At 50.9% G+C, this 11,035-nt stretch carries 7 protein-coding genes and 3 pseudogenes; 3 read left to right on the top strand and 7 right to left on the bottom strand.

The genetic code is table 11. The annotated features are described in order from the left end of the window. Window positions 1–42 precede the first annotated feature (42 nt). The 7 genes from AK829_RS00920 to AK829_RS12365 form a co-directional block, all read right to left on the bottom strand. A complete protein-coding gene (locus AK829_RS00920; RefSeq protein ID WP_083439695.1) occupies window positions 43–492 on the bottom strand; it encodes a DDE-type integrase/transposase/recombinase in 450 nt (149 codons plus the stop codon). Between the two features lie 291 nt (window positions 493–783). After that, a complete protein-coding gene (locus AK829_RS12370; RefSeq protein WP_157045266.1) occupies window positions 784–1,191 on the bottom strand; it encodes a hypothetical protein in 408 nt (135 codons plus the stop codon). 131 nt (window positions 1,192–1,322) lie between these two features. After that, complete coding sequence (locus tag AK829_RS00910) at window positions 1,323–3,752, bottom strand: CgeB family protein (RefSeq protein WP_052203450.1); 2,430 nt, start codon at window positions 3,750–3,752, stop codon at window positions 1,323–1,325. 11 nt (window positions 3,753–3,763) lie between these two features. Then, entirely contained in the window at window positions 3,764–5,302 is a 1,539-nt protein-coding gene (locus AK829_RS00905) for a CgeB family protein (protein WP_052203449.1), read from the bottom strand. After that, a complete protein-coding gene (locus tag AK829_RS00900; protein WP_052203448.1) occupies window positions 5,299–6,126 on the bottom strand; it encodes a hypothetical protein in 828 nt (275 codons plus the stop codon). The genes AK829_RS00905 and AK829_RS00900 overlap by 4 nt, the downstream gene beginning before the upstream one ends. Before the next feature lie 74 nt (window positions 6,127–6,200). Next, a complete protein-coding gene (locus tag AK829_RS00895) occupies window positions 6,201–8,477 on the bottom strand; it encodes a glycosyltransferase family 2 protein (RefSeq protein WP_232305758.1) in 2,277 nt (758 codons plus the stop codon). 363 nt (window positions 8,478–8,840) lie between these two features. Next, window positions 8,841–10,072 (bottom strand): IS3 family transposase gene (locus tag AK829_RS12365; RefSeq protein ID WP_408606267.1). Its coding sequence is split into 2 segments (ribosomal slippage): window positions 8,841–9,787 and window positions 9,787–10,072, totalling 1,233 coding nucleotides; the frame shifts between segments, so codons are not numbered across the junction. Window positions 10,073–10,123: 51 nt separating this feature from the next. Between AK829_RS12365 and AK829_RS00880 the strand changes: the two are divergent. From AK829_RS00880 to AK829_RS12735, 3 pseudogenes are all read left to right on the top strand, one after another. Then, window positions 10,124–10,587: pseudogene (locus tag AK829_RS00880) on the top strand (ATP-binding protein); the annotation flags it as partial. 59 nt (window positions 10,588–10,646) lie between these two features. Beyond that, window positions 10,647–10,766: pseudogene (locus AK829_RS12070) on the top strand (IS30 family transposase); the annotation flags it as partial. Window positions 10,767–10,774: 8 nt separating this feature from the next. Beyond that, a pseudogene (locus AK829_RS12735) lies at window positions 10,775–10,933 on the top strand (ATP-binding protein); the annotation flags it as partial. Window positions 10,934–11,035: the final 102 nt, after the last annotated feature.

Below are 11,035 nucleotides of genomic sequence, written 5' to 3'. Positions count from 1 at the left end.
AATTTTGTGGACGGGTAAACCCGTTGTGTTTGGTTGTGGGGGTTAGGCTGCGGCGGCGTGTGTGTCGGCGCAGCGGGTTTTGAATTGGCGCATTGCTTCGGCGGGGATCAGCCCGGTGGTGGAGTGGATGCGGCGGCGGTTGTAGTACGCCTCGATCCAGTGTCCGACTTCGTAGCGGGCGTCGAACTTCGACGCGAACTGCTTCTTTTCGTACAGCAGATGCAGCTTCAACGTGGAAAACATCGACTCCGCAACCGCGTTGTCCCAGCACACACCGACCGCGCCGGTGCTTAAACGCACATCGAGTTTCTTGGCTGTTTGCGCGAACTGCTTCGAGGTGTACTGCGAGCCGCGGTCGGAGTGAAACACCGCGTTGCCCGCGACGAAACCGGCCGCGTGCGCCATGGTCAGCGCGTCGACGACAAGTTGCGCACTCATCCGGTCTGCGATCTGCCACCCGACAACCATCCGAGTGCTCAGATCACTACGCATCGAACGCTGTCTCGGTCGCGGGCTCAGCGAAACTTGATCCGACTCTGCGCATTCCTACAATAAACGCATTGCGCCAAACAATCTTTAACCGACTCGTCACCAAGACTAAGTCCCATCGCTTTCGACGGTCCCAAATTTCGACACTGGCCACGTATTTGCTATAACACCCAGGCGTTACTCAACACCCATTACAGGGAAATTAGTTCAGCCGTCTAAACAAATCGGCCGCTGCGAGTATGCGTCCGTGGCTTAGTTCTCTGTCCCGTGTTAGCCAGGTATGAGGGATATCTGTTAGGTTAAGCCACCGAGTTGCTCAATGAAGTCAATGGCCACCGCTTTTGACTCTTCTTGTACTGCATCATGCAAGCCGAGAGCTACAGACGATAGCAACCCCTTGAGTCGATCGATACCTTTGGCAAGAAGGGTCCTGTTCGGTTGTGCCATCGTCACCTCTGCGAGAACCGACTCAGCTTCCTCAACGACTTTTCTATTCTCTTCGTCCGGCAGTCCGATAGCGGGAAGGGCTTGGAGCAGGTTGTCGAGGAGTTTCGCCACATTTTCAAAGCCCGAAGCAACTTCTCTAACTTGATGTTGCTCGACATTGCCATTGACGTGGGATGCAAACTGAACTTGGGTGCCATCGCCGACCACTACAGGTGCGTTTGGGGTGTCATGATTCTGGTGGACGGTGAAACCCACCGATCTGGAAGGATTAAATCATGCCACCCCAGTGCCCAACAAGTCATCGAAATCTATGTCCTAACGCTCTACGTCCATAACATCCTTAGGAGGTACGGCAATTACCATCTGACGCTTGGGAAACTATTGTCTTAACCGCGTACTTCGTAGACGCGACTTGTAGATGGACTTCCAACTATGTCTGTTTGCGGTATAGCGACGGCTCTAGCTTTAAGTGCCAAGGTCTTCGGGATATCCAAAGCTCGCCCCAAATAGGTTAATGTAAGTTTTAGTTTTCGGATGTCAGAGACTTCATCCACAAATAGCTCATCGAACCCAGTAGGCGTTTTTTCATACTCGATCTTATCCTTAATCCGAAGTTTAACTCGCCAATCCTCAAGAGCTCCAACATAGCCTTCTAACCAAAGTCGAATTTCGAAGGACTTTGCTTCGCCATTGCTCGTTAGCGTTAATGGAACATCTATATCTGTTCCAGAAGCTAGATTGCGAACAGAACCCCTACCCTGGTTACCAGAACCAAGCAGCCTCTCAGCCTCTGAAATAAAATGTCTCCCATCCCTAATATTGTTCAGAACAGCTGAATTTCCAGGAACAGAAGGCAACGAAGAATGGACGATACGATTCAGTTTCGCCTTCAGTTCCCCAGGATCGTGCGCTGAATAGCACAGTTCGTCATACGGGTAAGTAGCGTTAGCCACAGCCGGTCTACCGCTAAACATCATGCTTGATGCGACGGCAACATAAGGGCTTAATGCAGGTATCGTTGGTTCGTATCTTGAACCCGCAAACGTCATAAAAGTGAGTTCCACTTTTAACAACTTTGCTAGCTCTTCGAGTGCCATTGATTCTAGGTCTGCATACTCGACGATAGTCTGATCTAGGAACTGCGCATCATTATAGATTGATGGCGACATTACTTCTTCGTGCTTCGCACTCTGCCGAATCCGTATAACTTCTGGGCGCCGTTCGACATCTTCCAGGGCTCTTAGAAATGCTGGGCGCACGAAGTATGGCACAAACCCTATATTTTTAAATCCTTGGCGTTTACCTCTCTCAAATAGCGTGAAGTTAGGTGTCAAGACACCGTCATACCCCTCTAACAACCTGTTAAACTTCCGCCATTTTGAGATCGATTGATCACAGTAGATCGCGGTGCGGATCCCCCTGGCGCTAAGGCGATCAGCACCAGCCTGAGTAATGGCTATCCCTGCACCAACCACCAGCAACCAATCCGGTTCCCCAATACGATTCAACAAGTCACTTCCGACGACCAACGCATGATCAACAATCCCCTGCGGGTCGTCGGTGATTAAGCGCGGGTTAATCTCGAGCTGGACGACCTCCGACTCGAAGTCATCGTTCTCCTCAAAAACTTCAGCAACAGCCCGCGCGACGCTATACTCCTCTTGAGCACCAAACGTTAGAAGAGTCACCTTCTTTAGTGTCTTTCCCCCAGCAACGACTGGGACACCAGCCGGCTCAACTTGAGACTGCTCATGATTCAGATGCTCTGTGGCATCAAACTGTTCAAACCAGGACGATCGTTCTCTCGTATCTAGACGGCGCCATGAATCATCTTCCAGCAGATTCTCAATAGCCATAACTCTAGCGTCAGAAGAAAAGTGCCGGTCAAACCGATCAAGCACAGCTGAACTACGACTTGCAAGATTTCCATCCGACAGCCAATTTTCAGCAAGTTCGTATGCTTCCTGCATACTCTGCGCAATTCCCATTTCAGGATAAGTCTGAAATTGTCCCCCTCCAGGCACGATGGAAATAGTCGGAATTCCCATAGCCATATACTGGACGACCCGACTAGGGTATTCGAAGTAGCCAAGCTTATCTAGGCCGGGGAACCAGGTTTCCAGCCCGCGGTGATCCTTGAAAAACTGAGGAATGTTAAGTGCAAGCTTCGCTGTCGAAGCAGAGTTGACTACTTCTTCATCCGTTACAAGGTAGCCACCGCTGAGCCCATAGTAGTCAGCGCCAATATTGCCGTGCACTCGCATATTTAACCCGGTTTCGCCAAAGGCGAAGTATCTTTCCCTGCGTACCGGGTCATGTACGTTGCCAAGGAACACGAGGTCAGTATCCGGTTCACGATCCCCCCACACAGCGGGGAAGGCCATATGATCTGTCCAAAAAGGAAAATTGACTCCGGTTGGATATCCGAAATAGTCTTCATAGAAACGCAAAACCGCTTCGTTACCGCAATGCAAAATCAGATCATAATCAGAAAGCACAGGGCCATAGCTAAGATCGAACAGAACTGGGTCATCAGAGAACCAAGCGATAATTGATGCCCCTGAACGCTTAATTTTCCTCAATAAGTGGTGCGGGAGCGACGCAGGTCGCATGACGAAGACGACGTCCGGATTGAAGCGAATCGCCATCTGCACGCTAGCTTCCAAATGGGAGATATCTTCATAGCTCTTGGGAAACTTAAAACCCGACCCGATCTTCCCTGTATTAAAAGTTTCGTAACCAAATTTCTTGAACGATCTCTCCAAAGATGCACCGACATGGGTTTCGAGAATTCCGTCGAAAATGCAGACTCGCATAAGATAACTCCTTAGACGTTTAATAACGCGTTTGCAGTCCGTTTACCAACCGTATCGATGCCCAAGGGGTCGCTGACGTAAACATCGTCCTCGACGGATGTTATGAATCCTGCCGTCTCGACCGTACGAAGTAGTTCTCCGACATCACACTTGTTCAACTGCGCTAGCCAACCATGCGCAGGAAGCCGCTTACTTCCCCACGTCTCGTCCAAGATTGGGTCGTCACCCGGCAAACACTTGGTGACGAAGGCTGCCGACTGCTGCTCGGCTGATAAGATGAGGTCATTCAAGTAGAAGCGCCCATACCGCCACCGGTTAGACATATACGCGAGGTAGCGACGCCCGCCCCCCGATTCAAGGCGACTTCGAAGCCCATGTACACCCAGTTCCCGGACATGAAGAACCTCAACTTTTACACTGCTTGATAATGTGAACTGTTGCTTCTCTAAGTCTGTAGCGAGTGATCCAGACGAGTCATCAACACACACAATGACTTCTATATTGTCTTCGGGTCGCGGGTAACCAATTGCCTCAGTAATTTGCAGAAGGCGATGGCGGTACGTGTGGTGGCTTAATGTATGGCGCCAGGCGCGTTGAACGGTCGTCCTCCAGTCAGTCTCCGTCCCGAGAAGAAAATCGTAAATGTCCGCGACTTCCCCTGGAGAATCGGCTAGCAGCACCTGGTCTTCGCTGTACACAGACCTAACTGCGTCACTATGCATACCCACCACGGCTGTCTTAGCTGCAGAGAGCTCAAACACTCTACGTGCGCACATGGTTGAAGAAGAGACGACCGAGTTCACATTTAGGAAGACTTTGTGCCGCCGATAAGCCTTAACCATTTCGTCATATGGAAGACTACCTACTACGTAGTCATCCCACGGAGATGGGAACTGGTAAATGTCTTTCCCCCCCAATCCGCGGGAGTAGATTGAGAAGTCGTACTTTCGTGCCGGAGAAAAAAGCGCTTCCATCTGCTGTCGTCGTTCAGGAAACTTGTCGGCAAAATACTGACCTGCGAAAGCGATATCCCCTTTTCGATAATCCGCCACCCTAGAGGGGTTATGAATCTTCGGATTTGCAGCGAACCGCAAGAGGTCCACCCCACGGGCTGATGTCTTGCTCTTATATTTTGGAACCATATCGCCGTCAGAAGTAAAGACAAAGTCAAACAGTTTTGCTGTCGGCAAATACTCGTCAAAGTGAGGGGGATCTTCTTTGTTCCAAAATACGGTTGGGATCCCCAGCTGTCGGCATAGCTCGACCAATTTAATTAACGGCCACTGCGGGCCGCTGCCGGAATTCACCATATAGCGCCAACGGCCGGCATTACCATGCCAAGCTGACTCAACCAAGAGAAAATCAGGGCGGATCTTCTGAAGATCGAGGCTAAACTGCTGGGGATCGATTTGCCAAATGTTCGCATCGTCTGCGAAGCAGAGTGTGGAAAAATCATCCAACACGGCGACGACCTGCGGCTCGAGCACAGACCTTCGACGCGTGACATGTGAGTCACTGACCTTTTTGATAACCGAATTCAGGAAACTCATGCTAGATTTCTCCTAACTTTAACCTCAATACCAAATTTACTTCCTGGAAGATACGCGAATTCCACTTCCGTTCCGTAGTTGAGCGTCCTAAGGTACCCATCGCGCACATGACACGCGAGAACGTGGATCTGAGCACGGGACTCAACCCAGCTAAATGGGATCAACGATGCGGGCTCGTCTTCATGGGGAAGTATCGCTATATGCTTATAGCTCCTAACGTCCCAGACAGGAGAGTTTTCTTCTACGGATGAAACGATTTCGACCCCAATCCCCAGATCGGCAGCTACGGATTGCAACCTTTTCCTTTTCAAATCATTATTCTGTGCCTCAAAGGCACCAACAACCAAGATCGGCCCTTTCGATACTCCGCTGAGCGCATTCAAATAGTTTGCCAGGTAGGGTTCATCAGGAAAAACCGTTCGAGCATCCGTTACGTCTGGAGTAAAAGTCGAAAAAGCTCCAAAATTCGAACTGCCTACATCACGGCTCGATGCCACATCGCGTTGCGACCTACCTTGACCTGCAATCAGCTTGTCTACGCTTTCGGTATTGCGTACCAAGAGGTCAACGACCTCGTCGCTCGCCGCACTCAGGGAAGTTTTTGTTGCGGTCAAATTTGCTTGGCTTCTCCAAAGGCTAGCACGAACCGCTAGTGAGTTTGCCGTCACAAGAAACGCTAGTCCAATGACCCCTGTACCAGCCAAAAACTTGAGCTGTGCTCCACATAGGCATAGCACCATAAAAAGCGCAAGGATAACCCAGCCAATGATAAAGACGACAGTTCTCGCATTAGGAGATAACAGCTTATGCCTCAGGCTATTCATAACTTTCCAACCTTAAACCGAATAGAGGTCTCAATAAGCGAATCTTCGGAACATTTGCCGTTTGAAGATCGATTCTATAGGTCTAAACCAGCAGACCTCATTGCCTCGCGATACTCGTCATTCTGAGTGACATCCCGACCGTAAAGCTCGGCTATGGAGTGAATAATTTCCAATCCTTTCCTTCTCTGCTCGACGGCAAGCTCGTTAACCTTTTGCAAGTACCACACTTTGAGCATTTTCATAAAACGCCGACTAGCATACTCGCTCCTTAGCCCCAAAGAGTCGAGCCATTCCACCTGCTCTTTCTCCGCCAACAATGACTTCTCGAAAAAGCGAATGCTGATGGAGTTAACGGCAGAACCTGGCACTTCAGCGTTGTAGACGAAAATCGAGCTTCTCACGAAACTGACAGATTGTGCCGCATAAAGCATCTTGAGCGAGAACAATGAATCCTCACCGAAGGCACCCTCGGCTTGACGAAGTCCGAACTGATTCAAGAAATCAGTCTTTGCAATCGTTGCTTGAATGCTGAATGGTTGGAAGTCTATTGCCTTCAATAGCTCCCTGTTGTCATTCCCCAGGTAGTAGCGCCCCCTTGAATCAGGGTTCAAACCTAGTTGTTTCAGGCCTTTTTCAACGTTGGGCACGTTTCCAACCCAAACCCTTCCCCCTCGTCGCACAACTGTATTACCAATTGTGATGTCACTTTGACTTTCAACGACCTCTTTAAGCAATTGGTGGTATCCACGCCCCATCTGTTCATCATCAGGGTCCAAAAAAGTCACATACCGCGTGCGAACTTGATCAAGGGCAACATTTCTCGGCTTGGCAGCGCTACCAGACCCACCCTCAGCAAGTCTCAGAATCGATGGGAAACGGCTAGACGATTCGAGGAGTTCCAGTATATGAAGGGTTTCCGCATCGGTAGAACCATCATCGACGATCTGCACTACTGCAGCATCTTGAATTGACTCCCTCCAGAGCGATTGGAGCCCTTTAAAAAGCAGGTGCCTCCCATTATTAAACACTGGGATGACGATTGTCAGATCTCTATCTTCTAACACTCCAAAACTCGGTTTATTTAAATTGCCCGCATTTTCAAGTACATCAGTGCGGATTAACATCGAAGAGGCTGACTCCGTCCCCGCATCTACCCAGACAGCATGTACTTCACTTACCGCGGCACCATCGAGCTCAATGTATGCAGTCCTAGGGTCATCTGCAGCACATACTTCGAAATGAGTAACACTGGAGTACCGTAACGCACTCTTGAAATCTGCGTAGAGGTTTGGTGACCTGAAGGGAATTCTATCTAAATAAATTTTTAGTCCAGTACCATCACCGATCACAGCCTCCGCATCTTCATCATCGGAAGCGTAAACGAATCGTCCACTAACCGTTTGCACGGAGGTAAAGTGTTTGAAATCCTCATAGCTTTCCGCAATGACCGCAACTATCGGCTCGCTGATTTCCCCTCCGAAAGTAACATCTTCATAATATGCGACCCAATCCCAAAAGGTAGAGGTTGTAAAAACGTAACGAATTCCATCCAAGCGCGCTAATGCTGCGTATTCAGCCGGAAGATTGTCGATAAAACTCTGAAGATCGGCTCCAGACTCAACCATTGCCACGCTGGGTATCGCCCCATTAACAAAACGCGAGTAATCCGCAAAAACAATAGTTCCTCGCGCGATATGTCCAAGAATTCCTACGCCTCCAGGATCGTCGGCAGGCGTTATCCCATCGCATACTGCGAACTCGGAGAAGCGGCTAGCCGAACCGTAGCTTTCCCGGTCTGAGAGTGTCTCCACTCGGTGAATCACGTCATTACCGAGATCAACGCCCGACTCGGTTGAACTCCCACCAGTTGGATCGCGGTTCACAGAATAGATATGGGTTGCTATTTTCGCTACCGAAGCACCGGACAGTGCTCGCCTGGCAGAGACTGGAATCGCCTGATTGGGATTCTTGTAGTAAATAAGTTCCCGGCACCGTTTCGCCTCCATTTCTATCGGGTTGAAATGCTGGGGCAAAATCGGGTACGGGAACAGATGAAGCCGTGACGCGGTCTCCATCGGAGCTTTCGTCTTTCCACACTCAGCCGGATTATTTGTAATTACCGCATCAAAGTGAACAGTTGCCTTCTCGAGGTCAGCACCACGCATCAGACCGTTGAAGTCATAGAGATCTAACCGTGCACCCCGCGCCGCTGCGATCTCGCGCATCGATTCAAGCAGACCTCCACCCACCGAGAGCTCTATGCCCCACATAAGCACCTCAGAAGGTATCACCAGGATAGCATCGATGCCATTGGGTATCGAGTCGAGATTTGCGGGATTTATGGAGATCACGTCCGCAACCATTGACAGGCCGTCTGCAAAATCCTCAGATCCAATAACAGCAATACGCCGACTTGTTCGCGCCGTCCAAGACGGCTGCTTTGGGGACCCCAAATCAGAAACAAGAGACGATTCTCCCGTGCTCTGCCTACTCACATTAAACCCCTAACACGCTCCAGACGACGGTCACAGTACCTAGCAGGTTTCCATCTTAGCTTGTGACAAACAACGTCCGCCCAACAGACGGCAGCCCACAAGTTTTAGCACCGCAAGACGAGGACCGGCTACAAATTTCCTCTTACTGAGATCCGCACTGCCCTGGTTGAGTTTTAGTGCCCCTCATGGGGTGTTGCTGAACTGCCCCGGGTTTTGTTCCTAGGCGTTTGCCTTGTTCTCTATTGTTGCTGATGTGTGGTGTTCAGCCCAAAACGCTGTTTCGATTTCGGCTGGGGTGGCATACCCAAGTGCGGCGTGGAGCCGGGTTTCGTTCCACCAGTTCACCCATTGAAACGTTGCAATTTCAACGTCAACGACATCGCTCCATCGGCGAGTGTGGATGAGTTCGTTTTTATAGGAGCCATTGACGTTTTCCGCCAGCGCATTGTCGTAGGAATCACCCACGGTTCCAGTCGAAGCCACAATCCCTGCATCAGCAAGCCGGTTGTTGTACACAATGCTGACGTACTGTCCGCCATGGTCTGCATGATGGACACAGCCTGCAGTGTCTTTCGCCTGGGCAATCGCCTGATTTAAAGCCTGCAGCGGCAACGCTTCGGTACGCATGCTGTTTGACAGCGCCCACCCAACAATTCTGCGGGAGAACACATCGATGACAAACGCGGCGTAGACGAACCCGGCCACAGTATGAACATAGGTAATATCTGCCACCCACAAACGATTCGGCCGATCAGCACGGAAGTTGCGTTGCACCAGGTCATCACGAGTATCCACCTGCTGTGCTTTGCGGGTAGTGATCAAAGTTTTCCCTTTCACCTTGCCTGACACCCCAGCAAGGCGCATCAGCCTGGCGGTTTGCTCACGTCCGATGTCGATGCCGTCACGTCGCAGTGCATGCCACATTTTGCGGATGCCGTAAACACCGTAATTATCCTGGTGAATCTGCTTCACCCGCTCGATAAGCACAGCATCACGCAGTGCACGTGCACTTACCCCACGTGCTTTCGCCATTCGGTAACCACGTGAGGACAGGAACCCACCGCTGCGGTGGGTGTTTAACGTCTTGCAGATGAACTCGACTGAGAAATGCTCACGGTAATTGTCGATGAACTGGATCACTTCTGACGTTTTGGGTCGAGTTCCGACGCGAAAAAAGCCGACGCTGCTTTCAGCAGTTCATTGGTATCACGAAGCTCCTGATTTTCACGCCTTAACCTGGCATTTTCGGCAATGACATCTTCCTCAGCACGCTGCGGCAATCCCCGCTTGCGTGCTTGCTGCACCCACTGCCTGGCAGTGCGCCACGACACCCCCAACTTCGGAGCGACCACCTGGCAGGCAGCCTGCGTGGACAATCCTTCTGCCAGAATCCGGTCTTCAACAAGACGCACCACTCGATCCTTAGCAGCCTGATCAAATTTCCTCGGCATAACCCAGATTTTCCCATCTACTCAAACGGAACAAAACCTGGGACAGTTCAAACAGGGAAAACATACATAGTCTGCGCCATCGGCGTCGCCGCATGTCAAGCCGGATACTCCGTGGCCTACTACCGGCTAGACCAACTCGTAGACATGTTGGCGGTCTTCTCACCGACTGATGCTGACCAAAACTACCTCGATACGATGCGGAAACTGATCAATGTCGATGTCTTTATCATCGACGATTTTATGACCATGAGCATCAACCAGCGCGGGCAAGAAGACCTAAGCAAGATCATATTCGACCGCGACGGTCGGCTCCCAACACTAATCTCCTCCCGATCGGCCGCCGCCTACTGGGTCGAAGAGCTCCCCGACAGAGTCGGAGCCGATTCACTTGTTAGCCGCCTCAACAACGGCCGCCGAAACGGACTACTTCCCAAGCCGAACTGGACCACCTACATCAGATCAGACACAACTTCGACATGCGCAAGGCCACCGCGCCAATAGAACCGGACGAATAAAGCAAACAGCCGGGCCGACTCCGTCGGCCCGGTCCCGGTACCAAAAACCCGCATCTGACACCGAGCACGTCGCCTGGGTGCAAAACGAGCTCAACGACACACCACGACAAGTCCTCGGCGGCGCAACACCACGTGAGACACTCGAGCAACTATTCAAACGTGGCGCATTAACCGCTTGATCCCGCCCAGAGGCTCCACGATCGTGAAGTCGCAATTCACTCCAGAAGACTGGTACAAATCCATTCCCGACGCCGTCATTGCCGAATCAATCCTCAACCGACTCGTTGCCGGCGCTGAGATCATCACACTCGAAGGGCCAAACATGAGACTGACAACCAACAAATAATCACGACCACGCCTAGGTGGGACGATATTGTTGAAGTTGAAATCGCAACGTTTCGACGGGTGATCTGCAGAAACGAAACCTAAGACTTATCAATGTCTAATC

This window comes from Corynebacterium riegelii, from assembly GCF_001263755.1.
Taxonomy (GTDB): Bacteria; Actinomycetota; Actinomycetes; order Mycobacteriales; family Mycobacteriaceae; genus Corynebacterium; species Corynebacterium riegelii.
The sequence above is the reverse complement of the archived record's forward strand: the minus strand, read 5'-3'. Positions and strand labels throughout refer to the sequence as shown.

What these genes read in the sequence shown, in the direction of transcription:
- AK829_RS00900 (WP_052203448.1), bottom strand. Translation starts at nt 6,126, where the DNA reads ATGAATAGCCTGAGGCATAAGCTGTTATCTCCTAATGCGAGAACTGTC.
- AK829_RS00905 (WP_052203449.1), bottom strand. Translation starts at nt 5,302, where the DNA reads ATGAGTTTCCTGAATTCGGTTATCAAAAAGGTCAGTGACTCACATGTC.
- AK829_RS00910 (WP_052203450.1), bottom strand. Translation starts at nt 3,752, where the DNA reads ATGCGAGTCTGCATTTTCGACGGAATTCTCGAAACCCATGTCGGTGCA.
- AK829_RS00920 (WP_083439695.1), bottom strand. Translation starts at nt 492, where the DNA reads ATGCGTAGTGATCTGAGCACTCGGATGGTTGTCGGGTGGCAGATCGCA.